This window comes from Streptomyces avidinii (genome assembly GCF_014650695.1).
GTDB lineage: Bacteria > Actinomycetota > Actinomycetes > Streptomycetales > Streptomycetaceae > Streptomyces > Streptomyces avidinii.
In genome coordinates this window covers 135,672-160,306 of the sequence record NZ_BMVL01000003.1, presented here as the reverse complement: position 1 = coordinate 160,306, position 24,635 = coordinate 135,672, and the positions used below count along the sequence as shown (strand labels likewise).

At 73.1% G+C, this 24,635-nt stretch carries 23 protein-coding genes and 1 pseudogene; 14 read left to right on the top strand and 10 right to left on the bottom strand.

Annotation, left to right across the window (positions count from 1 at the left end):
• Positions 1-41 precede the first annotated feature (41 nt).
• Positions 42-674 (top strand): flavin reductase family protein, encoded by a 633-nt coding sequence (locus IE257_RS08840; protein WP_189966478.1) that lies wholly within the window; start codon positions 42-44, stop codon positions 672-674.
• Positions 661-1,941: a cation:proton antiporter gene (locus tag IE257_RS08835; RefSeq protein ID WP_189966476.1), complete on the top strand. Its 1,281-nt coding sequence runs from the start codon at positions 661-663 to the stop codon at positions 1,939-1,941. Before IE257_RS08840 ends, IE257_RS08835 begins: the two co-directional genes overlap by 14 nt.
• 70 nt (positions 1,942-2,011) lie before the next feature.
• Here the strand turns inward: IE257_RS08835 and IE257_RS08830 are convergent, their stop codons facing one another.
• The 3 genes from IE257_RS08830 to IE257_RS08820 are packed head-to-tail and all read right to left on the bottom strand — an operon-like array spanning position 2,012 to position 4,623.
• A complete protein-coding gene (locus IE257_RS08830) occupies positions 2,012-2,437 on the bottom strand; it encodes a universal stress protein (protein ID WP_189966474.1) in 426 nt (141 codons plus the stop codon).
• Positions 2,437-3,978 (bottom strand): APC family permease, encoded by a 1,542-nt coding sequence (locus tag IE257_RS08825; protein WP_372453051.1) that lies wholly within the window; start codon positions 3,976-3,978, stop codon positions 2,437-2,439. Before IE257_RS08825 ends, IE257_RS08830 begins: the two co-directional genes overlap by 1 nt.
• Before the next feature lie 51 nt (positions 3,979-4,029).
• Positions 4,030-4,623, bottom strand: a complete 594-nt coding sequence (locus IE257_RS08820; RefSeq protein ID WP_189966472.1) for a histidine phosphatase family protein — start codon at positions 4,621-4,623, stop codon at positions 4,030-4,032.
• 70 nt (positions 4,624-4,693) lie between these two features.
• On the opposite strand from IE257_RS08820, the gene IE257_RS08815 reads away from it, so the two are divergent.
• Genes IE257_RS08815 through IE257_RS08805 form a run of 3 tightly spaced genes read left to right on the top strand, consistent with a single transcriptional unit; the run spans position 4,694 to position 6,688 of the window.
• Positions 4,694-5,461: a YoaK family protein gene (locus tag IE257_RS08815; protein WP_189966470.1), complete on the top strand. Its 768-nt coding sequence runs from the start codon at positions 4,694-4,696 to the stop codon at positions 5,459-5,461.
• Between the two features lie 25 nt (positions 5,462-5,486).
• Positions 5,487-5,966, top strand: coding sequence for an Lrp/AsnC family transcriptional regulator (locus IE257_RS08810; protein ID WP_189966468.1), 480 nt, complete (start codon positions 5,487-5,489; stop codon positions 5,964-5,966).
• 44 nt (positions 5,967-6,010) lie between these two features.
• Positions 6,011-6,688, top strand: coding sequence for an HAD family hydrolase (locus IE257_RS08805; protein WP_189966465.1), 678 nt, complete (start codon positions 6,011-6,013; stop codon positions 6,686-6,688).
• 56 nt (positions 6,689-6,744) lie between these two features.
• On the opposite strand, the gene IE257_RS08800 is transcribed toward IE257_RS08805, so the two are convergent.
• Positions 6,745-7,173 carry a MarR family winged helix-turn-helix transcriptional regulator gene (locus IE257_RS08800; RefSeq protein ID WP_189966464.1) on the bottom strand — a complete coding sequence of 143 codons (429 nt, stop codon included), beginning with the start codon at positions 7,171-7,173 and terminating at the stop codon, positions 6,745-6,747.
• Positions 7,173-7,589 carry an SRPBCC family protein gene (locus tag IE257_RS08795; RefSeq protein ID WP_189966462.1) on the bottom strand — a complete coding sequence of 139 codons (417 nt, stop codon included), beginning with the start codon at positions 7,587-7,589 and terminating at the stop codon, positions 7,173-7,175. Before IE257_RS08795 ends, IE257_RS08800 begins: the two co-directional genes overlap by 1 nt.
• A 135-nt stretch (positions 7,590-7,724) precedes the next feature.
• On the opposite strand from IE257_RS08795, the gene IE257_RS08790 reads away from it, so the two are divergent.
• The 4 genes and pseudogenes from IE257_RS08790 to IE257_RS08775 all read left to right on the top strand — a co-directional run bounded on the left by IE257_RS08790 (position 7,725) and on the right by IE257_RS08775 (position 11,339).
• Positions 7,725-9,113 carry a cytochrome P450 gene (locus tag IE257_RS08790; protein WP_229920219.1) on the top strand — a complete coding sequence of 463 codons (1,389 nt, stop codon included), beginning with the start codon at positions 7,725-7,727 and terminating at the stop codon, positions 9,111-9,113.
• Between the two features lie 4 nt (positions 9,114-9,117).
• Positions 9,118-9,567: pseudogene (locus tag IE257_RS08785) on the top strand (LLM class flavin-dependent oxidoreductase); the annotation flags it as partial.
• Positions 9,568-9,615: 48 nt separating this feature from the next.
• The gene (locus IE257_RS08780; protein WP_189967300.1) at positions 9,616-10,731 is read left to right on the top strand and encodes an NAD(P)-binding domain-containing protein; all 1,116 of its coding nucleotides are present in this window, start codon (positions 9,616-9,618) and stop codon (positions 10,729-10,731) included.
• 155 nt (positions 10,732-10,886) lie between these two features.
• Positions 10,887-11,339 (top strand): hypothetical protein, encoded by a 453-nt coding sequence (locus IE257_RS08775; RefSeq protein ID WP_229920218.1) that lies wholly within the window; start codon positions 10,887-10,889, stop codon positions 11,337-11,339.
• 38 nt (positions 11,340-11,377) lie between these two features.
• On the opposite strand, the gene IE257_RS08770 is transcribed toward IE257_RS08775, so the two are convergent.
• Entirely contained in the window at positions 11,378-11,980 is a 603-nt protein-coding gene (locus tag IE257_RS08770; protein ID WP_189966458.1) for a TIGR03086 family metal-binding protein, read from the bottom strand.
• Between the two features lie 148 nt (positions 11,981-12,128).
• Between IE257_RS08770 and IE257_RS08765 the strand changes: the two genes are divergently transcribed.
• Positions 12,129-12,533 (top strand): hypothetical protein, encoded by a 405-nt coding sequence (locus IE257_RS08765; protein WP_189966456.1) that lies wholly within the window; start codon positions 12,129-12,131, stop codon positions 12,531-12,533.
• A 30-nt stretch (positions 12,534-12,563) separates the two neighbouring features.
• Here IE257_RS08765 and IE257_RS08760 read toward each other — a convergent pair whose 3' ends face one another.
• The 3 genes from IE257_RS08760 to IE257_RS08750 all read right to left on the bottom strand — a co-directional run bounded on the left by IE257_RS08760 (position 12,564) and on the right by IE257_RS08750 (position 16,172).
• Positions 12,564-13,073, bottom strand: a complete 510-nt coding sequence (locus IE257_RS08760; RefSeq protein ID WP_189966454.1) for a GtrA domain-containing protein — start codon at positions 13,071-13,073, stop codon at positions 12,564-12,566.
• A gap of 312 nt (positions 13,074-13,385) precedes the next feature.
• On the bottom strand, positions 13,386-14,249 hold the full coding sequence (mltG, locus tag IE257_RS08755; RefSeq protein ID WP_189966453.1) for an endolytic transglycosylase MltG: 864 nt from the start codon (positions 14,247-14,249) through the stop codon (positions 13,386-13,388).
• A gap of 63 nt (positions 14,250-14,312) precedes the next feature.
• The gene (locus tag IE257_RS08750) at positions 14,313-16,172 is read right to left on the bottom strand and encodes an ABC transporter ATP-binding protein (RefSeq protein ID WP_189966451.1); all 1,860 of its coding nucleotides are present in this window, start codon (positions 16,170-16,172) and stop codon (positions 14,313-14,315) included.
• Positions 16,173-16,342: 170 nt separating this feature from the next.
• Here IE257_RS08750 and IE257_RS08745 point away from each other — a divergent pair, with 170 nt between their 5' ends.
• From IE257_RS08745 to IE257_RS08730, 4 genes are all read left to right on the top strand, one after another.
• Entirely contained in the window at positions 16,343-16,795 is a 453-nt protein-coding gene (locus IE257_RS08745) for a MarR family winged helix-turn-helix transcriptional regulator (RefSeq protein WP_189966449.1), read from the top strand.
• A 41-nt stretch (positions 16,796-16,836) separates the two neighbouring features.
• The gene (locus IE257_RS08740) at positions 16,837-19,773 is read left to right on the top strand and encodes an FAD-binding and (Fe-S)-binding domain-containing protein (protein ID WP_189966447.1); all 2,937 of its coding nucleotides are present in this window, start codon (positions 16,837-16,839) and stop codon (positions 19,771-19,773) included.
• 160 nt (positions 19,774-19,933) lie between these two features.
• Positions 19,934-21,865 (top strand): ABC transporter ATP-binding protein, encoded by a 1,932-nt coding sequence (locus tag IE257_RS08735; protein ID WP_189966446.1) that lies wholly within the window; start codon positions 19,934-19,936, stop codon positions 21,863-21,865.
• Complete coding sequence (locus IE257_RS08730; protein WP_189966444.1) at positions 21,862-23,643, top strand: ABC transporter ATP-binding protein; 1,782 nt, start codon at positions 21,862-21,864, stop codon at positions 23,641-23,643. Before IE257_RS08735 ends, IE257_RS08730 begins: the two co-directional genes overlap by 4 nt.
• A gap of 127 nt (positions 23,644-23,770) precedes the next feature.
• Here IE257_RS08730 and IE257_RS08725 read toward each other — a convergent pair whose 3' ends face one another.
• Positions 23,771-24,562, bottom strand: a complete 792-nt coding sequence (locus IE257_RS08725) for a metal-dependent hydrolase (RefSeq protein ID WP_189966442.1) — start codon at positions 24,560-24,562, stop codon at positions 23,771-23,773.
• Positions 24,563-24,635: the final 73 nt, after the last annotated feature.

The following is a 24,635-nucleotide window of genomic DNA, read 5'->3' as shown; positions in this document are numbered from 1 at the left end:
TGCCGGGCCGCAGTTGCTTCAGCCACCTCAGGGAGTCAGACATGCCCCATCGCTCCGTGCCCCACCCCGCCGCACCGGACGAGTCGGCCGGGGGCCGGCCTGCGGACCTCCGTCCCTTCATGGCCGCCTTCCCGACCGGGGTGTCCGTCGTCACCACCCTCGATTCCGATTCCGTGCCGCACGGCCTGACCTGCACCTCCCTCGCGAGCGTCGCCCTCGAACCGGCGACGCTCGTGGTGTGCATACGGGCCGCGAGCCCGACCCTCGCGGTGCTGCTCGCCGAGGGGCACTTCGCGCTCAACCTGCTGCACGAGCGGGCCCGCGGCACCTCGGACCTGTTCGCCTCCGGGGCGCCGGACCGCTTCGACCGCGTCGAGTGGCGGCTTCCGCTGGGGGCGGGCGGACCGCACCTGACGGCGGCCGCCCACGCCGTCGCGGACTGCGCCGTGGTCAGAACCGTCGGCTTCGGGGACCACACGGCCGTCTTCGCCGAGGTCGGGCGGGTGACCGTGCGCGACGACCGCCAGCCGCTGCTCTACGGGCTGCGCCGCTACGCCCCCTGGTCCGCGGCGGCCACGGCTCCCCAGCCGGCGGCGCAGCCGGCCCCGCACCGCGACCTGCCGACCGCCCTGCGACCCGCCGCGCCCGAAGGAGGTACCCGTGTCGTCCGTTGACCCGCTGCCCGCCCTGCTGGTCGCCGTTCCGGTGGTGATCCTGGCGAGCCAGGTGGGGGCCGCCGTCTGCCGCCGGTTCGGACAGCCCCCGGTGGTGGGCGAGATCGCCACCGGCATCCTGCTGGGCCCCTCGCTGCTGGGCTGGCTCTGGCCGCAGGCCCAGCACGCGCTCTTCCCGCCGTCCGTACTGCCGTACACCTCGGTGCTCGGGCAGCTCGGGCTGCTCGCCTTCATGTTCCTGGTCGGGCTGGAGCTGGACCTGGGGAGCCTGCGCGGTCACACCCGGGTCGCGGTGGCGGTGAGCCAGGCGGGCATGCTGCTGCCGCTGGTCCTGGGCGCGCTGCTCGCCCTCGCGCTGTACGACGGGTTCGCCCCCGAGGGGGTGGGCCGGATGCCGTTCACCCTGTTCATGGCGGTGGCCATGAGCATCACCGCGTTCCCGGTGCTCGCCCGGATCCTCATCGACCGGGGCCTGTACGGGACCCCGCTCGGCGCCCTCGCCATGGCCTGCGCGGCCGTGGACGATGTCGTCGCGTGGTGCCTGCTGGCGCTGGTGGTGGCGCTCTCGACGGCCGGGTCCCCGATGGAGGCGGCCACCACGGCCGGGCTCGCCGTGGCCTTCACCCTGGTGATGCTGTACGCGGTGCGACCGCTCCTGGCCCGCTGGGCGGGCCGCGTGGACCGCGGCGGGGACGCGGCGGTCCTCGTGGCGATCTTCAGCGGGCTGAGCCTGTCCGCGCTGGCCACGGACCTGATCGGCGTGCACGCGCTGTTCGGGGCGTTCCTGTTCGGGGTGATCACCCCGCGTACCGGGCAGCGCATCGAGGCCTCGGCGGCCCGGCTGCGCGCGTTCACGGTGCCCGTGCTGCTGCCCCTGTTCTTCGTGCACACGGGGCTGCGTACGGACATCGGGGGCCTGACGTCCTCGCCGGAACTGTGGCTGTGGACGGCCGCCATCCTCTTCGTCGCCTTCCTCGGCAAATGGGGCGGCGCGACGGGTGCGGCGCGCGCCTGTGGAAGACCGTGGCGCGAGGCCCTGTCGATCGGCGCCCTCATGAACTGCCGGGGGCTGACCGAGCTGGTGGTGCTCAACGTCGGGCTGGAACTCGGTGTCATCGGGCCGCAGCTGTTCACCATGCTGGTGCTGATGGCCCTGGTGACGACGGCGATCACCAGCCCGGCCCTGACCCGGCTGCGCGCGGGGAAGGAGGTGGACCGCGGGGCCCCGGTGAAGGCCGAGCCCGAGAACGCCCTCTCCGGTCCCTGACGGGCGGCCGACGACCGGTACCGGGCCGGGGGCGTCGTCCGACGCGGCCGCACCACGGCTGTTCGGACGTTCAGGCGCCCTCCGGCCCGGTCGGTACGCACAGGACCGGGATCGGCGACAGGTGCAGGAGCTTGTGCGGGGTGGAGCCGAGCAGGGCTCCGCGCATCGGGCTGTCGCCCCAGCTGCCGACGATGATGACCCGGGCGCGGTGGCGCTCGGCGGCGTCCAGCAGCGCCTGGGCGGGCTTTGCGTCGGCCACTTCGACCGCCGTCGGCACGCCGGCCGCGTCGGCCTCCTCGACGGCGTGCGCCAGAGCGCTGCGGCCGGCCTGGCGTACGGCCTCGCGGTGGGCCCGGTACTCCTCGCCCGTGGGCCCCGGAGCGGCCGCGCCGTACACGAGGACGAGGGGCTCGCCGAAGGCTGTGGCCACCTCCAGGGCCACCTGCAGGGCCCGTTCGGCGCCCGGTGACTCGTCGTACCCGAGGACCACGGACATCAGGAAACCCCCTCGCCCTTCCCGGCGTGGACGAGGGCCGGGTCGACGACCGAGCGCCGCTCCTGCCAGAACCTGCCGTCCTGTACCCGCCAGAAGCACATGACGGCCACGCCCACGAGCGCGATGGCGATGCCGATGACCAGGGGCGGGCCGAGCCCGAACCAGGAGGCGCCACTGGCCGAGTTCTCCGGGTTGGACATGTCGCCGATCGACTCCACCAGCAGCCAGGCCAGCAGGCCGGCGCCGAGCACCGGACCGACTCCGATCAGCAGGAAGTTGTGCACGTTCTCCAGCAGGTGGCGGCGGTAGTAGATGGCGCAGGCCAGGCCGGTGAGTGCGTAGTAGAAGGCGATGAGCAGGGAGAGCGCGGTGAGCGAGTCCAGGAGCGCGTTCTCGCTGATCTGGTTGACGACCAGGTACCAGCCGATGGCGATGCCGGCCACCCACCACGTGCTCACGTCCGGGGTCCGGAACCGCGGGTGGATCTGCGCCAGCCCGTGCGGCAGCGCGTGCCGGCGGGCCATGGACAGGGCGGTACGGGAAGCGGGGATGATCGTGGTCTGGGTGGAGGCGAGCGCGGACGTGGAGACCGCGAGGAGCACCACCCAGTCCCAGCCGCCCATGACCTCGTGGGCGAGCACCGCGAAGATCGCCTCCTCCTCGCCCGCGTTCTCGGCGAGGTAGGCGGTTCCGGCGTAGGCGACGACCGCGAAGCCCACGGACAGGTAGGTGACCAGGAGGATCACCGTCGACCAGATGCCTGCCTTGCCGGGCGCGGTGGCGGAGTTCTCGACCTCCTCGGTGAGGTTGACCGCGGATTCCCATCCCCAGTAGATGAACACGCCGAGCAGCAGCCCTCCGGTGAGGGCGGCGCCGCCGGCGCCGAAGGGGTTGAGCCAGGAGAGGGAGGGCTCGATCTCCTCCAGGGTGCTGGTGCCGGCGTAGACGCGGTAGATGGCGACCACGGCGAAGGCCAGCAGGAAGAAGACCTGGGCGAGGATGAGGATGTCCTGGAGGTGGGCCGAGAGCTCGGTGCCGATGACGCAGATCCCGGTCATGACCAGGATCACCACGACGGTGAGGATCTGCCGGATCCATGCGTTCGCGGCCCAGCTGTCGAGTCCGACGGCGAGCAGGCCGAAGTGCACCGCGACGTCCGCGAGCGAGCCGATGACCAGGACACCGGTCATGGCGATGGCCCAGCCGCCGAGCCAGCCCGCCCAGGGGCCCATGGCCCGGGTGACCCACGAGAAGGTCGTCCCGCAGTCCTGGTCGACCTTGTTGAGGTAGTAGAAGGCCGCGGCGATGAGCAGCATCGGGACGAAGGAGGCCAGCATCACACCCGGTGCGTAGATCCCCACCAGCGCCACGATCGGGCCGAGGACGGCCGCCAGGGAGTAGGCGGGCGAGGTCGAGTTCAGGCCGATGACGAGCGCGTCGAGGAATCCGATCGCGTTGGCCTTGAGCCCCGGTTCCTGCCGGCCCTCCTGCTCCGGCCCGGCACCCGCACCGCCCCGGTCCATGTACGAGTCGTGACCCATGTACGAATGGTCACGCAGACGGCACCGCCGCGCGAGGCGAGGCGAACGGGGTCAGGGGCGGGTGTTCCAGCCCGCGATCACCGGGAGGGCGTGCTCCGTGGAGAGCACGCTGACGGTTCCGGTGCGCAGCAGGAAGAGCCGGCCGTGCTCGGGCTCCAGGCGCAGGTAGCGGGCGGTGAGGACGCGCAGGAAGTGGCCGTGGGCCACCAGGACCACGTCGCCGCCGTCCGCGCCGAGCACGGGGGCGACGCGGGCCAGGGCGCGGTCGGCCCGGGCCCCCACCTGGGCGGCGCTCTCGCCGGGGTGCTCGGCGTCACCGGGCGGAACGCCGTGGGTCCACAGGGACCAGTCCGGGGTCGTCCGCCGGATCTCCGCGGTGGTGATCCCCTCGTAGCCGCCGTAGTCCCACTCGTACAGGTCGGGGTCGGGCTCGCCGCCGGTGAGCCCCGCGAGCTGCGCGGTGGCGACGGCCCGCCGCAGCGGGCTGGTCAGCACCAGTGCGGGCTGCCGGTCCCGGAAGAAGGGGGCCAGTGAGATGGCCTCCTCGACTCCGCGCGCGGTCAGCGGGATGTCGGTGCGTCCCGTGTGCCGCCCGTTCGCGCTCCAGGCGGTCTCGCCGTGCCTCACCAGCAACAGGTCACTCATCCTCCGGACCCTATGCGTTCCGGCATGTCGGCGCGGGGGGACCCGGGTGGGCGTGTCACTGTCGGGCGTCATGGACGAGAGCCGTGAAACCGGGGCCGCGGGGGGTGCGCGCCGGGCCGGGCCGGCGTTGCCGACGCTGATGCTCGTACTGACGGTGGTGACCGGGCTGGTGGAGGCCGTGAGCCTGCTCGCGCTCGGGCCCGTGTTCACGGCGATGCAGACGGGAAATGTGCTGTTCCTGGCCTTCGGGACCGCACGGGCGGGCGAGCTGCCGGCCCTGCCGTCCGCGGTCTCGCTGGTCGCCTTCGTCGTGGGGGTGGCGTGCGGGGCCCGGATGGAGCTGACGGAGGAGGTCCGCGGGCGGCGGTGGTTCGTCTACGGCCTCGCCGTGGAAGCCGGGCTGATCCTGCTCGCGGCGGGCCTCGGATGGGGTCTCGCACCGCACTACGGGTCCCCGACCCACCGGCATTTGATCGTCACGGCGGTCCTCTCGCTGGCGATGGGGATGCGGACCCTCACCATCATGCGATCGAAGGTCCCGGGGGTGCCGACCACCCTCGTCACCCGGTCGATGACGGCCTTCCTCGGCGGCTCCACCCTGGGGCCGGGCGACGCCGCGTACGGATCGGCCACCTGGGTGCGGCGCGGTCTCTCCATCGTGGCGATGTTCCTCGGCGGCCTGGTCGGGGCCCTGCTGGTGGGGGCCGGCTGGACCGTGGGATGGCTGCTGCTGCCACCTGCCGTGATCGTGGTGGCGGTGGGCCTGACGGCGTATCTGGGGCATGTCGCCCTGCACACGCTGCCGCCGTCGGCCCCTGGCCGGGAACGACCGGGGTGAACGGGGCCATTGGTACAGTCGGGGCGTGGCGGTGGACGAGCTCGACACCAGAATCCTGCGCCTGCTGATCGAGCAGCCGCGCACCAGCGTCCGCGAGTACGCCCGCATCCTCGGCGTCGCGCGCGGCACCCTGCAGGCGCGGCTGGACCGGCTGGAGCGCACGGGCGTGATCACCGGCACCGGACCGGTGCTCTCCCCCGCGGCGCTGGGCCACCCGGTGCTGGCGTTCGTGCACATCGAGGTCACCCAGGGCCATCTGGACGACGTGGGTGACGCGCTGGCCGCCGTGCCGGAGATCATCGAGGCCTTCTCGATCACCGGCGGCGGGGACCTGCTGACCCGCGTCGCGGCCCGGGACAACGGGCACCTGGAGGATGTGATCCAGCAGCTGATCCAGCTCCCGGGCGTGGTCCGCACCCGGACGGAGGTGGCCCTGCGCGAGCGGGTGGCGCACCGGCTGCTGCCGCTGGTCGAATCCGTCGGCAGGAGTGCCGGCAAAAGCTGACAGGATGGGCCGACAGGACGCAACAGTCAGGGCGGGCGCAACGGATGATTTCCGTCATATTCGATCTCGACGGCACCCTCGTGGACAGCGAGCCGAACTACTACGAGTCCGGCCGCCGCACCCTGGAGCGGCACGGGGTCCCCGATTTCACGTGGGAGCAGCACTCCCGCTTCATCGGCATCGGCACGAGGGAGACCCTGGAGATCCTGCGGGAGCGGTACGGGATCCCGGCGCCGGTCGACCGGCTGCTCGCCGAGCAGAACGCCGCCTACCTGGAGCTGGCCCGCACCCGGACCGAGGTCTTCCCGCAGATGCGGGGGCTCGTCGAGCGGCTGCGCACGGAGGGCGTGCCGATGGCGGTGGCCTCCGGCTCCTCCCTCGAGGCGATCGACGCCGTCCTGGCCGGCACCGGGCTGGACGCACTGCTGACCACGGTGGTCTCCGCCGAGGAGGTCGCGCACGGCAAGCCCGCTCCGGACGTGTTCCTGGAAGCGGCCCGCAGGCTGGGCGCCGAGCCCGCCGACTGCGTGGTCGTCGAGGACGCGGCGCCCGGGGTGCGGGCCGCCCGGGCCGCGGGCATGGCCTGCATGGCGGTCCCGTACGCGCCGGACATCGCGGATGACCCCGCCTTCGCGTCCGCCGGGCTCCTCTTCCCGGGCGGGCAGCCGGAGTTCACCGCGGACGCGGCGTACGGCTGGCTGACCGCGCGCCACGGCGGCTGAGCCCGGTCGAGTTCTCCACCCCCCGGTGACACCCGGGCGCGTTCGCGACCGGGGCGTCAGGCCTCGGGACGGGCCAAGCGGCCGAGCAGGGCCACCGCGTCACCCACGGGCACCGGCCGGAAGAACTCCGCGTCGACGCGCTCGACGGCGGCGATCGCCCGTGGCGCCAGGTCGGCGCCGGCGCCGGTGACGCGCAGCCGTTTGGCGCGGGTGTCGGCCGGGTCGACCTCACGCTCGACGAGCCCCTTGTGTTCCAGGGTGCGCAGGACCTGGGAGGTCATCTTGACGTCGGTGCCGGCCTGGCGGGCGAGTGCCTGCTGATTGGGCTGCTCACCCTGGCCGTTGAGCCACCAGGTGCAGGCGAGCAGCACGAACTGCACATGGGTGAGATCGAGCGGGGCCAAGGCCGCGGCGATGTCGCGCTGCCAGCGCAGGGTGGCGTGCCACAGCAGGAATCCGGGGCTTTCGCCGGGGCTCAGGGGCATCAGCGAAGCGCCAGCCCGGCCAGCGCGGCCATCGTGTCGGGCCAGTCGGCGGTGATGCCCGGGCCGATCTGCGGGCCGACCTCGTCGGCGCCGTTGCCGGTGATCTCCATCCGGTACACCACCCGGATCCGGTCCGGGTCGATCCGGTCGATCCGGTGGATGGTCCGCAGCAGCAGGCCGTCGAAGCGCGCCTCGTCGACGAACAGTTCCCCTTCGACCGCCTCGGCGATGCGCAGCACGATCGGGTCGTCCCCCGGCGGTGTCATCGTGATCCGCGCTCCGGCCGTGAACGGGCCGCTGATCTCGATCTTCTGGATCTCGGCGTTCCAGGCACCCCAGTTCTCCACGTCCGCCCAGAGCCGCCAGATCGCCTCGGGGGTGGCGCCGGTCTCGATGCTGTGCTCGTACTCCCACATGGCGGGTCTCCCTGAGTAGACGATCTGCCCGGAGATTATCTGCGCGCCGACTATCTGTCAACGATGCAGAGACCCGCCGAGGAGACCCGGTCCGCTCTCTGGCGCCCTGCGGGGGGCGGCTGTCACCATGCCTGCGTGACCGCGACCTTGACCCCGGGCGCCCGCAGCGGCGGACCGCGCCGATGGCCGCTGCTCGGCAACCTGCCCGCATTCGCCCGCGATCCGCTGGCCTTCTTCGAGTCTCTGCGCGACGGCTACGGGGACTGGGTGCCCTGGGCGCTCGGCCCGCAGCGCAACATCCTCGTCTCCCGGCCCGAGCACGCCGGCGAACTGCTCGGAGCAGTCGAGTCCACCTTCCGCCCGACCGAACTGGGCTGGGCCTTTCGCCAGTTGCTCGGCAACGGGGTGGTCGTCGCCACCGGGGACGACTGGCGGCGCAAGCGGGCCCTGGTGCAGCCCGCCGTCCGGCCCCGCCAGGTGCGCTCGTACGCCGCCACGATGGTGGAGTGCGCGGACGCCCTGGCGAGCGGCTGGCGAGCGGGCGAACGGATAGACGTACACCGGGAGATGGCCGGACTCACCCAGCGGATCGCGGTGCGCACGCTGTTCGGGAGCGACGCCGCCGGCCGGGAGGCGCCCATCAGCGCGGCCATGGCCACGGCGCAGCGCGAACTGGGGGCCGAGTTCCGGGGGCTGACGCTGTTCCTGCCGCCGTGGGTGCGCACGCCCGGGCGACGCCGGATGCGGGAGGCCGTGGCGGTGCTCGACCGGGAGATCGAGCACGTCATACGGGAGCACGAGGCGGCATCGAACGCCGGCGCGGAGCGGGACGACCTGCTGAGCCGACTGCTCGCGGCCCGCGACGAACACGGCGGACCGCTCTCCCGCACGGAGCTGCGGGACGAGTCGATCACCCTCTACATCGGCGGCCACGAAACCACCTCGACCACCCTGACCTGGGCCTGGCAGCTCCTGTCGGGGGCGCCCCGGGCGCGGGCCCGGCTGACGGAGGAGCTGCACCGGGTGCTCGGCGGACGGCTGCCGACCTACGACGACTACGCGCGGCTGCCCTGGACCCAGCAGGTGGTCAAGGAGGCCCTGCGGATCTATCCGCCGATCTGGCTGATCTCGGCGGTGGCCACGGAGGGGGCCACCCTCGGCGGGCGCGCGGTGCCGGCCGGGACCTCGGTGTGGACCAGCCCCTGGTCGGTGCACCGGGACGCCCGATGGTTCCCGGACCCGGAGGCCTTCCTTCCGGAGCGGTGGGACGCGGACGCTCCGCATCCGGTGCCCGAACACGCCTGGTTTCCCTTCGGCGGCGGCCCGCGGGCCTGCCTGGGAGCGCGGTTCGCGCTGGTGGAGGCCGCGCTCGTACTGGCCGTGCTGGCGCAGCGGTTCCACCTGGACAGCGGAAGCGAACGGGTCGGGGTCTTCCCGGGGCTCACCCTGCAGCCGACCGGTCCGGTCCTGGCGACGCTGCGCCGCAGCGGTACCGACATTGAGACCGGCACCGGCACCGGTTGACGCGAACTGGATCCGCTCGCTGGCCGAGGAGCGGGGGCGGACGGTCCGGTTCGGCATCCGGCTGCACACCATCTCCCGCGACTCGGCGAAGGAGGCCTGGGGCGCGGCGGACCGACTGCTCGGGGACCTGTCCGACGCGGACATCACCCGCGCGCAGTCCCTGCTGGGCGCGAGCGAGTCGGTGGGGCAGCAGCGCATGCTGGCCCTGCACGGCGGCTCCCGGGACGGGCTGGAGATCTCGCCGAACCTGTGGGCGGGCGTCGGCCTGGTCCGCGGCGGCGCCGGGACGGCCCTGGTCGGCAGCCACGGGGACGTGGCGGACCGGATCGAGGAGTACCACGCGCTCGGGATCGAGAACTTCGTCCTGTCGGGCCATCCGCATCTGGAGGAGGCCTACTGGTTCGGCGAGGGGGTGACCCCGGAGCTGGCGGCCCGCGGGCTGCTCGCGCCGTAGCCCGGGAAGATCCGGCGCCCGCCGCAAGTTGGTAGAACCGTGAACGAAATGGTGCGGTACGCGGCGGAGCCGGGAGAACCGGCGGAAGCGGTCCGATCCGGGGCTGTCGACGTGGTGGTCATCGGCGCCGGGCAGGCCGGGCTGTCCGGCGCCCACCACCTGGCGCGGGCGGGCATCGACCACGTGGTCCTGGACCACGCGCCCCGGCCGGGCGGCGCCTGGCAGTTCCGCTGGCCCTCGCTCACCTACGGCAAGGTCCACGGCATGCACGCACTGCCCGGCATGGAGCTGACGGACGCCGACCCGCTGCGGCCGTCGTCCGAGGTGATCGGGGAGTACTTCGCCGCCTACGAGGACCGCTTCGACCTGCGCGTACGCCGCCCCGTGGACGTGTCCGCCGTACGCGAGGGGGACGCGGGGCGGCTCCGGGTGGAGACCTCGGCCGGGGTCTGGTCGCCGCGCGCCCTGATCAACGCCACGGGAACCTGGGACCGCCCGTTCTGGCCGCGCTACCCGGGTCAGGAGACCTTCCGCGGCCGCCAGCTGCACACCGCGAACTATCCGGGGCCGCAGGAGTTCGCCGGAGCCAGGGTGATCGTCGTGGGCGGTGGCACCTCGGCGGTGCAGCACCTGCTGGAGATCGCCGAGGTCGCGGCGGGGACCACATGGGTGACCCGGCGGCCGCCGGTCTTCCGCGACGGAAGCTTCGGCGAGGCCGAGGGCCGGGCCGCGGTGGCCCTGGTGGACGAACGGGTACGCCGGGGTCTGCCGCCGCAGAGCGTGGTGAGCGTGACCGGGCTCCCGCTGAACGAAGCCGTCCGGGCCGGCCTGGACTCGGGCGTCCTCGCCCGGCGGCCCGTCTTCGACCGGATCACCGCCACCGGTGTCGCCTGGGCGGACGGGACCCGGGTCGACGCGGACGTCATCCTGTGGGCCACCGGATTCCGCGCGGCCGTCGACCACCTCGCCCCGCTGCACCTGCGCGAACCGGGCGGCGGCATCCGGGTCGAGGGGACCCGGGCCGTCCGCGACGAACGGATCCACCTGGTGGGGTACGGTCCGTCGGCGTCGACCATCGGCGCCAACCGCGCGGGCGGCGCGGCGGTCCGCGAGATCCGCCGGTTCCTGGCCCGCGAGGGGGCGGCGATGCCGGCAGCGCGGTGATCTGCGGCCTGGTTCCCCGGCGACCCGGTGGGTCACCTGCACCCATTTGAGGGAAAAAGCCACTGAAAGCCTGCTCATCGCGCCTCGGCTCGGGCCATGGTCTCTCCGGAGAGAGTGCTCGACGGCCTGACGGCTCGACGAAAAGGAATGAGACCGTGCACCTGAGGCGTACCGGAACGGTCCTGGGCGCAGCCGCGCTGACCCTGCTGGCGATCCCGGCCCCGGCGCACGCCGCGGCGGTCGCGTGCGGCGGGGGCACGTCGACGGGCCGGGTGGCCGTCAACGGCTGCATCAGTGCCCAGCGGGGATCGGCGGGCAGGTTCCCCACGCGGGACATCACCGCGCACATCAGGGCGCGCAACACCGGGACCAAGGGACTCAACGTCTCCTACGAGGCGTTCTTCCGCGTGGTCGACGGCGGTCACTGGGAGAAGATCGGCAGCGGGCGCACCTACGTCGGGGCCGGCCAGACCGTCGGCCCGCTCGAGGTGGGCAGCACCACCCGGGTCTGCGGCCCCGTGAAGGTGGAGATCCGGGTCCACGCCCGGGCCGACGGCGCCGCCTGGAGCGGCTGGTCCCCCGCGGCAACGAAGCAGTGCCAGACCTGAGAGCCGGGATCCGCGGGGCCCGGGCGGGCCCGCCCACGTCACGGGGACGCCGGCGGCTTCCAGCCCGGGTCACGTCCGCTCAGCCCGACGGCCCGATCCAGCAGCGGGGCGTCGTCCGGGACGGGCACGACGGGGCCGAAGATGCCCCCGCCGCGGTCGTTCTCCGCGGCGGCAGCCAGCAGGAACGCGTGCGAGGCGGTCAGCGCGGCCGGGTCGGGGGCGTACTCCTGGCCGGTGGCCCGGGCCAGGTCCCATCCGTGCACCACCAGTTCGTCGGCGGCCACCGCGCCCGCGACGTCACCGGGCAGGTCCACGCCGCCGGCGCGGGTCATACCGGTCCAGGCGGCCGGATCCGTCCATGCCTCGGCCAGTTCGCCGAGGACGGCGGGCAGTTCCTCGCGCCAGTGCACGGGCAGTGCGGGAGCAGCCGAGCCGGGGTCCGTGTCCGTCGTGGAGCCCAGGTCCTTGCGGGCGGCGTCGCGGAAGGCGACGGCGAGTCCCGTGAGGTGACCCAGGAGGTCGCCGACCGTGTACGCCGGGCAGGGCGTCCGGTCTGCGAGCGCGGCGTCCGGGACGGCCGCCGCCAAACGGGCGACGATCCGGGTCTGGGGCCCCAGGTCGAAAGTTCTCATATCGGTCATCTGCCGTTCCTCCCGGGCAATGGGTCTGCAGGGTAGACCGGCCACGCGGCCCGTACTCATCGCAACACGGCCCGAAGATTCGGCCCGGCGCGCGTCCCGGTGCCCCGCTCGACGGGCGCACGGCCACCACGGAGAATGGGGCACTGTGATGACGGTGCTGGTGGTCGGCGTACCGGAGGGCGCGGAGCTGGAGCTCCTGCGGTCGCGGATTCAGCGCAACCCGCACTTCCGCGTCATCTCCCACGCCCACACGCCCGGCATCGCCCTGGCGCACGCCCGGATCCTGCTTCCCGACATCACGGTGCTCACCCTGTCCGGCAGCTTCGGCGACGATCCGGCCGCGCTGGGCGTGTTCCAGGGGGTACGCGCGCTCGATCCGCCGAGCGGAGTGGTGCTCCGCACGAGGGCCGAACGGGCCCCCGGCGACCTCGATGTCGTCGCCGTCGACGGGGCCGTGCACCTCGTCCGCGCGGGCGACGAGGAGGGGCTGATGCGGGCTCTGCGCACGATCGGCCTGCGCCGCGCGACGTGCGACCCGGACGAAATGCCCTGACCGCTCGGGCCGACCTCCCGGCCGGAGCAGTCAGGCGGCTCGGCAGAGCTCCGCGGGACGGACCGCGGTCGTGGGGACGGGCCGGGTGGTGCGGACGCCGGCCGCCGCCTGTGCACGGCCGCGGGCGAAGACGACGAGGCGGAGCACCGCGAACCGTGCGACACCGGCGAGTGCGGAGGCCGACAGGTAGACGACCTGAGTGAGCGCCGCCCCGGGCGCCGCCACCAGTTGCTGGAGGACGAGCATCGCCACGCAGGTCACCCCGTACGCCGCCACCGCGGACCCGGCCGACTGCACGTGCTGGCGCCGGGTCGCGCGCCCACCCGCACCGAAGGTGAAACGGGCGTGCAGCTCGGTGGCGAGGAGCGTGGAGACCGCGGTGATCAGGGCATTGGCCAGGACCCAGGGAACCCAGGAGGCGAGGGCGGCCACGGCGAAGCCGGCGGCGAGCCCCACCCCTCCGCCGCAGAACACGAACCGGGCGAAGGCCGTGAACGTGCCGGGCGCCGCCTGCCGCCGGCTCCGCACTGCTGTCTCCATGGTCCGACCCCCTTGATGACCCACCCCGCGCAACGCGCCCCACGGCCTGCGAGGCCGACGAGCGCGTCACTCATGGCGCCATGATGGCGCATACATGGCGCCATTGCGAGCCATTTGGCGCCACGGACGGGAGCAGGGATCCAGCGCGCCGCGAAATGAGCAGGTCAGATGCGGTTCTGCGCCGGCACCGGGGCTGGCCGGATTCCCGAACCCCTGCTGATCGCAAGGGACCCGGCCCGTCGCGAGGTCCTGTTCGGGGGCCTTGCGGAGTGCGGAGCAGCACCCCGACGCGAGACGGCCGGCCGCCGCCGCTCATTTCGCCGCCGGACCCGCCTGCCCCGTCCGGGCGCCCGCGCTCGCGCGGAGCCGGTTGAACTCGGCGACGTGCCGCTTGTGCTCCTCATAGGTCGCCGAGAACCGGGTGTCTCCCGGCTTCACGGTGACGAAGTACAGCCAGTCCCCGGGGGTGGGAGCGACCGCGGCCGCCATCGCCTCGAGCCCGGGACTGTCGATCGGTGTGGGCGGCAGACCCTGGCGTTCATAGGTGTTGAAGGGGCTGTCGATCCGCGTGTCGCTCAGCTTGGTGTCCACAGTGCTGCGGTTCAGCGCGTAGTTGATCGTGGAGTCCATCTGGAGGGGCATCGACTTCGCCAGCCGGTTGTGCACGACCCGGGCGACCTTGCCCATGTCGGCGCGGTCCTCCGCCTCCGCCTCGATGACGCTGGCCAGAGTGGCCGTCTGGTACGGGGTCATCCCGTGGGCCTTGCCGCCGTCGGCGACTGCCCTGGTGGCCAGCTTCTCGTTCGCCGTCCGCACCATGTGCGTCAGGAGCGCGGCCGGGGTGGACTTCGAGGTCACCGGGTACGTCGCCGGGAAGAGGTACCCCTCCGGGTTCCCCTTGGCCTCCGCGGGAAGGGCCAGCCCGGCGGTGGCCACCGCCGCCTTCGTGGAGCCCGGCGGGAGCTTCAGCTCGCGGTCGACCGCGGCGTACACCTGCGGGGCCCGCCATCCCTCGGGGATCAGCAGCCGGCGTGGCGTTTCCGGCACTTCGCCACCGCGCAGTATGGGGATCAGGACGGCCGCACCGATCGCCAGCAGCGTGCCGAGGAAGAGCGCCAGCCGGCCCCGGCGGGTCAGCCGGGATCGGCGCTGCGGCGGCAGATACTCATGACGCATGCGGGAACGCTAACCCGCGATACGCCACATTTCCGGCATCCCACCCGTGCGCCGGTCATACGGTCACACATTCACCGGAGCCAGCTGGAGCCCCTCGGGCGGCTCGGGCGCCAGCGCGGCGTCGCGGTCCCGGCGGACCAGGGCCGCATACCGGCCGTCCGCCTTCAGCAGCTCCTCATGGGTGCCGCGTTCGGCGATGCGCCCGGCGTCCAGGACCACTATCTGGTCGGCGTCGCGGACGGTGGAGAGGCGGTGCGCGATGGTGATGGTGGTGCGGCCCGCCGAGAGGTTGTCGATGGCCTGCTGGACGGCGTGCTCGGTGCGCGTGTCCAGGGCACTGGTGGCCTCGTCCAGGATCAGCACCGGCGGGTCCCGCAGGATGGTGCGGGCGATGGCCAGGCGCTGCTTCTCGCCCCCGGAGAACCGGTAGCCGCGCTCGCCGACGAGGGTGTCGTACCCGTCGGGCAGGGAGACGATGTGGTCGTGGATCTGGGCCGCCCGGGCCGCCTCGGCGATCTCTTCGTCGGTGGCGTCCGGCTTGGCGAAGCGCAGGTTGTCGGCGACCGAGGCGTGGAAGAGGTAGGTCTCCTGGGACACCACGCCGATCGAGCGGGCCAGCGAGTCGAAGTCGAGGTCGCGCACGTCCACCCCGTCGAGGGCGACCCGGCCGCCGGTGACGTCGTAGAGCCGGGGCACCAGATAGCTGAGCGTGCTCTTGCCCGACCCGGTCGGACCGACCACGGCGAGGGAGCCGCCGGCCGGAACGGTGATGTCGATCCCGGAGAGAGTCGGACCGTTCTTCGCGTCGTAGGTGAAGTGCACGTCCTCCAGGGCGACCTCGCCCTTGGCCCGGTCCAGCCGCACCGGGTCCGCGCGCTCGGTGATGTCCACCGGCAGGTCGAGGTACTCGAAGATGCGGGCGAACAGGGCGAGCGAGGTCTGTATCTGCACCCCGGTCGACAGCAGGCTCACGGCGGGCCGGAAGAGGCCCTGCTGGAGGGTGACGAACGCGACGAGGGTGCCGACGGAGAGTGAGGGATTGCCCGTCTGGAGGGCTATGCCGGCCGCCCAGTAGATGAGGGCGGGCATCGCTGCCATGACGATGCCGATGGTGGACATCCGCCAGCGCCCGGCCATGTTGGAGCGCACCTCAAGGCCGACGAGCTTCTCCGACTCCGCGGAGAAGGCCGAGGTCAGGGACTCGGATCGGCCCATGGTTCGGCCGAGCAGGATGCCGCTCACCGAGAGCGACTCGGTGACCGTCGCGGCCATGGCGGCCATCTGCTTCTGCCGCTTCGTGGTGATCCTCTTGCGCTCGCGGCCGACCCGCCGACTGATCCACACGAAGACGGGGAGCAGCAGCAGCGAGACCAGGGTGAGCCGCCAGTCGAGCGCGAGCATGGCGACCACGGAGGCGATGACGGCCGTCAGGTTCGAGACGAGCGAGGTCGCGGTGGAGGTGACGGTGGCCTGCATGCCGCCGATGTCATTGGCGATGCGGGACTGCACCTCTCCGGTGCGGGTCCGGGTGAAGAAGGCCAGCGGCATCCGCTGGAGCTGCGCGTAGACGGCGGTGCGCAGGTCGTGCATGACGCGCTGGCCGACGGTGGTGGAGATGAAGGTCTGGAGCACGCCGAAGACGCTGGTGACGACGGCGGTCAGGATCATGCCGAGCGCCAGCAGGCTGAGCAGCCCGGTGCGACCCTGCGGGATCGCGACGTCGAGTATCTCGCGGAGCATGAACGGCGAGGCGACGCCGACCAGCGAGGAGGCGCCGACCAGCAGTCCGACGACGGCGAGCCTGCCGCGGTAGGGCCGGAAGAGCCCCACGATGCGGCGCAGCTCCCGCGGCTGCTCGGCCGGGGCGGGGCGGGTGGGGTCGAGGGGGTCTTTCGATGGGATCCACTTCGGTTCGTCGCGCATGGGCACCCTCTCGGGGGTCGGGAGTCAGAGGTCAGGTATCAGTCGTCGGAGGTCGGGCATCTGGTCGGCCTGTGTCTGCACTGAGGTCCCCTTCGGCAAGGCGGGGCCATTGGAGCATAGGTCATTGTTACCTATGCTCACAATGAACCGCATCCTGATATTGTTCCCGCATGAGCTCCGCCTCCGACAGCGATCGCCTCCTCGCCGAACAGCTTCTGCGCCTGACGCGCAGGCTCCACCGGATCCAGAAGCGCCACATGGTGCCGCTCGGAATCACTCCCGCCCAGAGTCGTTTGCTGCGCCTCGTCTCGCACTACGAGGGCGAGCAGGCACCCCGGATGGCGGATCTGGCCACCCGCCTCGAAGTCGTCCCCCGGGCAGTGACCACCCTCGTGGACGGCCTGGAGGCGGCCGGGTGCGTACGGCGCGCGCCCGACCCCGCGAACCGCCGCGTGATCCGGATCGAGCTCACCGACACCGGCCGCGCCACGCTGCGCCGTCTGCGCAACGCGCGGACCGACGCCGCGGAGGAGATCCTGGCTCCGTTGACCCCCGACCAGCGCGAGGTGCTCGGCGGTCTGCTGAACGCCCTGTCGGACGCCCCGGCGGAGCACGCCTGCTGAAACGGTCCGCCCGTGGGCCGGGACGACGCGAGGGGCCGCACATGCCGCTGCTGGAACCGGAGCCGGGCGCCCTGCGCCCCCGCACCATCGGCGGCCCCGCCCCCGACCGGGTCCCGGGGCACCGGGCCGCCGGCACGCCGGAGCCGCTGCGCACCGAGCTGGCCGAGCTGCTCGGCCCCCAGAAGGTGCTGTGGAAGGTCTCCGACCTGGTCCGCTACGCCTCCGACGCCTCCCCCTACCGCTTCGTGCCCCAGGTCGTGGTGATCGCCGAGGACCTCGACGACGTCTCCGCGGTGCTCTCGTACGCCCACGGCCGACAGCGCGAGGTCGTCTTCCGGGCCGCCGGGACCTCCCTCAACGGCCAGGCCCAGGGCGAGGACATCCTGGTCGACGTACGCCGCCACTGGGCCGGGATCGAGGTGCTGGAGGAGGGCCGGCGGGCCCGGATCAGGCCCGGTACCACCGTGGCCCGGGCCAATGCCGCCCTCGCCCGCCACGGCCGGATCCTCGGCCCCGACCCGGCGAGCGCCCTCGCCTGCACGCTCGGCGGGGTCGTCGCCAACAACGCGTCCGGGATGACGGCCGGCACCACCCGGAACTCCTACCGCACGCTCTCCTCCCTCACCTTCGTGCTGCCCGGCGGCACCGTCGTGGACACCGCCGACCCGCTCGCCGACGAGGAGCTGGCGCGCGCCGAACCGGCCCTGTGCCACGGGCTGATGGAGATCAAGCGGGAGATCGAGGCGGATCCGGCGCTGGTCGCCCGGATCCGGGCCAAGTACGAGATCAAGAACACCACCGGCTACCGCCTCGACGCCTACCTGGACGGCAACACCCCCGTCGAGATCCTGCGGGGGCTCATGGTCGGCTCGGAAGGCACCCTCGGCTTCATCTCCGAGGTCGTCTTCGACACCCTTGCGCTGGACCGCGAACTCTGCACCGCCCTGCTGTTCTTCCCCTCGCTGCCCGCGGCGGCCGCCGCGGTGCCCCTGTTCAACGCGGCGGGAGCCGTCGCCGTCGAGCTGATGGACGGCAACACCCTGCGCGCCTCGGTCAGCGTCCCGGGGGTGCCCGCCGACTGGGCGGACCTGCCCCGGCCGACCACGGCCCTGCTCGTGGAGTTCCGGGCGCCGGACCCGGCCGGCCGGGACGCCTGCGCGGAACGGGCCGCCCGGGTCCTCGGCGGGCTCGACCTGGTCGCCCCGGTGCCTTCGGTCACCAACGCCTTCACCAGCGACCCGAGGACCGTCGGGGGATACTGGCGGGCCCGCAAGGCCTTCGTCACCGCCGTCGGCGGCGCCCGCGCCCGGGGCACCACCCTGATCACCGAGGACTTCGCAGTGCCGCCGTCCCGGCTGGCCGAGGCCTGCGAGGCGCTCCTCGCACTCCAGGCGGAGCACGGCTTCGACGCGGCCGTCGCCGGTCACGCGGCCCACGGCAACCTGCATTTCATGCTCGCCTTCGACGCCGCAGACCCGGCCGACGTCGAGCGGTACGGGGCCTTCATGGAGGCCTTCTGCCGGCTCACCGTGGAGCGGTTCGACGGCTCCCTGAAGGCCGAGCACTCCACGGGCCGGAACATGGCCCCCTTCCTGGAACTGGAATGGGGGCCCGTCGCCACCGGGCTGATGTGGCGGACCAAGCGGCTCGTCGACCCGGAGGGGGTACTCGCCCCGCGTGTGCTCCTCGACCGCGACCCACGGGCCCATCTGCGCGGGCTGAAGACGATTCCCCAGGTGGAGGCGGTGGTCGACCCCTGCATCGAGTGCGGCTTCTGCGAACCGACCTGCCCCAGTGAGGACCTGACGACCACTCCGCGCCAGCGGATCGTGCTGCGCCGCGAGATGCTGCGTCAGCAGCCCGGATCCGCCGTACTGGACGGACTGCTCGCCGCCTACGGCTACGACGCGGTGGACACCTGCGCGGCCGACTCCACCTGCCGGCTCGCCTGCCCCGTCGGCATCGACACCGGGGCGCTGATGGAGGACTTCCGCCACCGTCGGCACGGCCCGCGCGAGGAGGCCGCCGCCGCGCTGGCCGCGCGGCGGTTCGGGGCCGCCGCGTCCGCCGCCCGCCTCGCCGTGGCCGCCGCCGACCGGATCCCGTTCCGGGTCGGCGACCGGCTGCTGGCGGCGGTGACCGGGGCCGCGCGCAGGGCCGTACGTCCCGACCTGGTTCCGCAGTGGCCGGCGCGCCTCCCGGGCGCCGCCGCGCGGCACCTGCCGGCGACCCGGAGGGTGGGCGCCGCGGCCGTCTACTACCCGGCCTGCGTCAACCGGATCTTCGGCGGTCCCGAGGGCCGGTCCGGGCCCTCCCTGCCGGAGGCCGTGGTGGCCGTGTCGGAGCGGGCCGGGCGGCCCGTCTGGATCCCCGGCGACCTCGGCGGCACCTGCTGCGCGACGATCTGGCACTCCAAGGGCTACGAGGCCGGCGCCCGGGTGATGGCCAACCGGATCGTCGAGGCGGCCTGGGGCTGGACGGCCGGCGGGCGGCTGCCGCTGGTCGTCGACGCCTCCTCCTGCACGCTGGGCATCGCGCGCGAGGTCGTCCCGTACCTGACCGCGGAGAACCGGGCCCTCCACGGGGAGCTGCGGGTCCTCGACTCGATCGTGTGGGCCGCCGAGGAGCTGCTGCCGCACCTGGAGGTCCGGCGAACGGTGGGGTCGGCCGTGCTCCACCCCACCTGTTCGATGCGGCACCTGGGCGACGAGGACCGGCTGCGCGCGGTCGCCGAGGCGTGCGCCGATGAGGTGGTGGTCCCCGAGGACGCGGGCTGCTGCGCCTTCGCGGGCGACCGGGGGATGCTGCACCCGGAGCTGACGGCCTCGGCGACGGAGCGCGAGGCTGCGGAGGTGACCGCGCGGCCCTTCGACGCGCACCTGTCGGCGAACCGGATGTGCGAGGTCGGCATGGACCGGGCGACGGGCCGCAGTTACTATTCGGCCCTGCTCGAACTGGAGCACGCCACCCGTCCGTGAGCGCCGGGGCGTGCAACCCCCGCGACCTGGGACCACGTTGTCGCACCGCGCCGCAAACCTGCTGGCCGCAATACTCGGTCCCCGGAAAATCGATTGCCCGGCACGGGTCCGGAAGGCGAACCTTGCACGGTTTGGACCACTCGACCAGTCATGGGGCGTCATGCAGATCAGCGATCTTCCGTATCCGGATCCAGGGGTACCCGACGCTCGTTCCGGCCCCCGGTTCCTGCTGTGGCTGGGGCGCGGTCAACTCGGCGGACAGCTCAAGAGCCTGTGCTGGGGGATGCTGCACTTCTCCGGCATCGCCGGACTGCCCTACGCCGTGGGCCTCGGGGTCGACGCGGTCGTCGACCGCGAGCCGAACCGGCTGCTGCTCGTCGGCGCACTGCTCCTGGTCATCGGCGTCGCCATCTCGGTCGGCGACGCCATGCTCCACCGCACGGCCGTCACCAACTGGATCACCGCCGCGGCGCGCGTGCAGCAGCTCCTCGCGCGCAAGACGGCGGAGCTGGGCTCCGCGCTCACCCGGCGGGTCGCGGCGGGCGAAGTGGTCGCGGTGTCCACGGGAGACGTGGAGAAGATCGGATGGTTCGTCGAGGCGGTTTCGCGTTTCCTCGCGGCCGTGTTCTCCGTCGTCCTGGTCTGCGTGGGCCTGCTGTTCTTCGCCCCCGACCTCGGGGTGGTCGTGGCCGTCGGCGTCCCGCTGATCGCTCTGGCCTCGCTGCCGCTGCTGCCGCGTGCGACCAAGCGCGCCGACATTCAGCGGGAGAAGGCGGGCAAAGCCACGGAGCTGGCCTCCGACACCGTCGCGGGCCTGCGCGTGCTGCGCGGCATCGGCGGTGAGGAGCTGTTCCTCGGGCGCTACCGCGAGGCTTCGCAGGAGGTCCGCAAAGCTGCCGTGCGCAGCGCGCGGATGTGGGCGCTGATCTCAGCGATCCAGGTGGTGCTCCCGGGCGCGCTGATGATCACGGTGGTCTGGTACGGCGCCACGCTCGTCTCCGAGGGACGCATCGCGGTGGGTGAACTCGTCGCCGCGTTCAGCGCGGTGGCCACCCTGCTCTATCCCCTACGGCACTTCGAGGAGATCGCCATGGCGTACTCCTTCTCTCGGCCCTCCGCCAAGCGCGCCGCCCGGGTGCTGTCGCTGACCCGGACGGACGCCGCCGAGCATCCTGCGCGGTGCGAACCGGTGAAGGCACCGGCCCCGGGCGGGGACCTGTACGACCCGCAGACCGGACTGCTGGCCCCCGCGGGCCGGTTCACCGCCGTCGTGTGCGGGGACCCGGACCTGGCGGGGCGGCTCGCCGAACGACTCGGCGGCCACCCGATGGACGTGGCCCCGGCGGCGGACGCCGGGACGGGGGACGCCGGGACGGGGGACGAAGCCGGAGCCGAGGCGGAAGCGGCGGCGGGAGCTGCGGCGGGAGCGGGGTCCGACCCGGCTCCGGCCCCGTCCGTGCTCCTCGGCGGGGTCGCACTGGACGAGCTCGAACTGGACACCGCGCGCACCCTGGTGCTCGTACAGGACAAGGATCCGGTCCTGCTGTCCGGGACCCTGCGGGAGCTGTTCGACGTACCGGCCTCCGCAGCGGTCGACCCGACCGCCGCGTTGGGCGCAGCTCAGTGCGCGGACGTTCTGGACGCGCTGCTGCAGTCGGCGCCGGACGGGACCGAGGACCCGATGGACGCCCGGATCACCGAACGCGGCCGGTCCCTGTCGGGCGGCCAGCGCCAGCGTCTGGCGCTGGCCCGGTCGCTGGTCACCGACCCGGAGGTGCTGGTGCTCGACGAACCGACCTCCGCGGTCGACTCGCACACCGAGGCACGGATCGCGGACGGCATCGCGGCCCTGCGTGCCGGACGGACCACGGTGGTACTGGCGTCCTCGCCGCTGCTGCTGGACCGGGCGGACCGGGTCGTGCTCATCGACGGGGACACAGTGGCGGCGGTCGGTACCCACCGGGAGCTGCTCCACGGCGAACCGCGCTACCGGGCCGTGGTCACCCGCGAGACCGACGAGGAGCAGCGGCTCGGCGGGCTGGAACTGACAGAGCTGGCAGAAGCACTCACAGAGATCGAGGAATCCGCATGATCGGCGTGGCGCCGCCGAAATACGATCCGGCGGCCCCCGAGTCGGCCGCGACCCTGCCCGTGGGCACGTCGGCGACCGTACGGGGCTATGTGCGCGGCCTGTTCCGGCGCCACCGGCGGGCCTTCGTGGTGCTGGTGAGTGTGAACGCGGCCGCGGTGATCGCCTCCATGGTCGGCCCCTACCTGCTGGGCCGGATCGTGGACGATCTCTCGGCGGGGGCGCGCGAGCTGCATTTGGGGCGCGTGGCACTGCTCTTCGCGCTGGCGCTGGCCGTCCAGACGTTCTTCGTCCGGCTGGTCCGGCTGCGCGGGGCGATGCTGGGCGAGGAGATGCTGGCCGATCTGCGCGAGGACTTCCTGGTGCGGTCGGTCGGCCTGCCGCCGGGCGTGCTGGAGCGGGCCGGTACCGGTGATCTGCTGTCGCGGATCACCACCGACATCGACCGGCTGGCGAACGCCATGCGCCAGGCCGTGCCGCAGCTGGCCATCGGCGTGGTGTGGGCGGGCCTGCTGTTCGGGGCGCTCGCGGTGACCGCGCCGCCGCTGGCGCTGGCCGCGCTGGTGGCGCTGCCGGTACTGGTGATCGGCTGCCGCTGGTACTTCCGGCGGGCGCCGTCGGCGTACCGCTCGGAGGCGGCCGGCTATGCGGCGGTCGCGGCCGTGCTCACCGAGACGGTGGACGCGGGACGCACGGTCGAGGCGCACCGCCTCGGGCCGGAGCGGATCGCGCTGTCGGAGCGGCGCATCTCGCAGTGGGTCGCGTGGGAGCGGTACACGCTCTTCCTGCGGACGGTGCTCTTCCCCGTCATCAACGTCACCTTCGTGACGATCCTCGGCTCGGTGCTGCTCATCGGCGGCTTCTGCGTGCTGCAGGACTGGATGTCGGTCGGGCAGCTGACCACGGGTGCGCTGCTGGCTCAGATGCTGGTCGACCCGATCGGTCTGATCCTGCGCTGGTACGACGAACTGCAGGTCGCCCAGGTCTCGCTGGGGCGCCTGGTGGGCGTGCGGGAAATCGAACCGGACGCGGGGGACGCGAAGGTGGCGCCCGAGGGTCGGGACGTGCGGGCGCAGGAGGTCCACTTCGGCTACCGGGAGGGCGTGGACGTCCTGCACCAGGTGTCGATGTCCGTGCCGCCGGGCACCCGGATGGCTCTGGTCGGGCCTTCGGGGGCGGGCAAGTCCACCCTGGGACGGCTGCTCGCGGGGATCTACGCCCCGCGGACCGGCGAGGTCACCCTCGGTGGGGCGCGGCTGTCGCGGATGCCCGCGGAGCGGGTGCGCGAACACGTGGCCCTGGTCAACCAGGAGCACCACGTTTTCGTGGGCACGCTGCGGGACAACCTCCGCCTCGCGCGGACGGGCGCCGGCGACGCCGAGCTGTGGGCGGCGCTGGGCGCGGTGGACGCCGACGGCTGGGCCCGGGCCATGGGTGCCGGGCTGGACACGGAGGTCGGTTCCGGCGGCACGGCCCTGACCCCGGCGCAGGCCCAGCAGATCGCGCTGGCCCGGCTGGTGCTGGCGGACCCGCACACGCTGGTGCTCGACGAGGCCACCTCGCTGCTGGACCCGCGCGCGGCTCGCCACCTGGAGCGCTCGCTGGCCCGGGTGCTGGACGGCCGTACCGTCATCGCCATCGCCCACCGTCTGCACACCGCGCACGACGCGGATGTGATCGCGGTGGTCGAGGGCGGCCGGATCAGCGAACTCGGCTCGCACGACGAGCTGGTCGCGGCCGACGGGGCGTACGCGGCCCTGTGGCGGTCCTGGCACGGCTGAGCCGGGCGCGCGTGATCGGAGAGCGCCGAGCGAAGGGCGGCGGGTGGGACCTGGTCCCGCCCGCCGCGTCCTGCGCGGCGCCCGGGTGCCCAGGTGCCCCGGTGGCAGGGGGCGACCCGGCTGTGTCTCAGATGAAGCCGAGGGCCGAGGCGCCCCCGAAGCCTCCCAGCAGGATGAAGACCGGCATCAGGACCTTGAGCTCCACCCAGCTGCCGGCGCGGAAACGCATCGCCTTCGGCGGGCCGATCGGGTACCAGCGCTTGCCGGCGATCGGCAGCGGCCACAGGACCGGGCAGCCGGATACGGTGAGGGCGTCGCCGATGTCGTGGACCAGGGCCCCGAGCACGATCGGCAGGCCGAGCCAGAGGTATTCCTGGCCCGCTCCGGTGAACAGCCAGTTCGCACCGTTGCCGGGCTGGTCCAGCACCCCGGCCAGGATCCACGCGCTGGTCGCGCCGAGCAGCCAGACCAGGACGTCGCTGGACATCCGGGCCGCCCGCCACAGCAGGCCCTCCACCGCCAGCACCAGGTGCACGAAGAGCAGCGCGAGCACGCCCCAGCGCTCGGCGGTGACGGCGAGCACGGAGGCGCCGCCGCCGATCAGGACGGCCCAGAGCCAGGTGTGCGTCAGGGTGCGGTGGCCGCCGGTACGGCGGGCGTCCTTCTTGGAGCGGGTCCCCTTGTATACGGCGTAGGAGATCTTGTCGACCACCTCGCACAGCCCCTTGGAGAGGGGGCCGAAGGCGCGGGAGATCGTCGCCGACTTGTGGTCCAGGTCGGGGGCGAGGGCCGCCCCGGCGCAGATCAGCGCGCCGACGACGAGGACGGGCCAGGGCATGGGGTGTCCGGCGGCCGCGGTGGCCGCGCCCACCCCCAGCCAGGCCGTTGCCCCGGACAGTGAGTGCGCCGGACCCATCATGGTCGTTTCCCGCCCCGCTGGTGTGTGTTCGGGCCCGGTCGACTGTTTCGTTCGGGCCGCATCGACGGCACAG

Coding starts and splice junctions, on each gene's coding strand:
- IE257_RS08840 (WP_189966478.1), top strand. CDS start 42: ATGCCCCATCGCTCCGTGCCCCACCCCGCCGCACCGGACGAGTCGGCC.
- IE257_RS08830 (WP_189966474.1), bottom strand. CDS start 2,437: ATGTCCGTGGTCCTCGGGTACGACGAGTCACCGGGCGCCGAACGGGCC.
- IE257_RS08825 (WP_372453051.1), bottom strand. CDS start 3,978: ATGGGTCACGACTCGTACATGGACCGGGGCGGTGCGGGTGCCGGGCCG.
- IE257_RS08820 (WP_189966472.1), bottom strand. CDS start 4,623: ATGAGTGACCTGTTGCTGGTGAGGCACGGCGAGACCGCCTGGAGCGCG.
- IE257_RS08815 (WP_189966470.1), top strand. CDS start 4,694: ATGGACGAGAGCCGTGAAACCGGGGCCGCGGGGGGTGCGCGCCGGGCC.
- IE257_RS08805 (WP_189966465.1), top strand. CDS start 6,011: ATGATTTCCGTCATATTCGATCTCGACGGCACCCTCGTGGACAGCGAG.
- IE257_RS08800 (WP_189966464.1), bottom strand. CDS start 7,173: ATGCCCCTGAGCCCCGGCGAAAGCCCCGGATTCCTGCTGTGGCACGCC.
- IE257_RS08795 (WP_189966462.1), bottom strand. CDS start 7,589: ATGTGGGAGTACGAGCACAGCATCGAGACCGGCGCCACCCCCGAGGCG.
- IE257_RS08780 (WP_189967300.1), top strand. CDS start 9,616: ATGGTGCGGTACGCGGCGGAGCCGGGAGAACCGGCGGAAGCGGTCCGA.
- IE257_RS08770 (WP_189966458.1), bottom strand. CDS start 11,980: ATGACCGATATGAGAACTTTCGACCTGGGGCCCCAGACCCGGATCGTC.
- IE257_RS08765 (WP_189966456.1), top strand. CDS start 12,129: ATGACGGTGCTGGTGGTCGGCGTACCGGAGGGCGCGGAGCTGGAGCTC.
- IE257_RS08760 (WP_189966454.1), bottom strand. CDS start 13,073: ATGGAGACAGCAGTGCGGAGCCGGCGGCAGGCGGCGCCCGGCACGTTC.
- mltG (WP_189966453.1), bottom strand. CDS start 14,249: ATGCGTCATGAGTATCTGCCGCCGCAGCGCCGATCCCGGCTGACCCGC.
- IE257_RS08750 (WP_189966451.1), bottom strand. CDS start 16,172: ATGCGCGACGAACCGAAGTGGATCCCATCGAAAGACCCCCTCGACCCC.
- IE257_RS08745 (WP_189966449.1), top strand. CDS start 16,343: ATGAGCTCCGCCTCCGACAGCGATCGCCTCCTCGCCGAACAGCTTCTG.
- IE257_RS08740 (WP_189966447.1), top strand. CDS start 16,837: ATGCCGCTGCTGGAACCGGAGCCGGGCGCCCTGCGCCCCCGCACCATC.
- IE257_RS08735 (WP_189966446.1), top strand. CDS start 19,934: ATGCAGATCAGCGATCTTCCGTATCCGGATCCAGGGGTACCCGACGCT.
- IE257_RS08730 (WP_189966444.1), top strand. CDS start 21,862: ATGATCGGCGTGGCGCCGCCGAAATACGATCCGGCGGCCCCCGAGTCG.
- IE257_RS08725 (WP_189966442.1), bottom strand. CDS start 24,562: ATGATGGGTCCGGCGCACTCACTGTCCGGGGCAACGGCCTGGCTGGGG.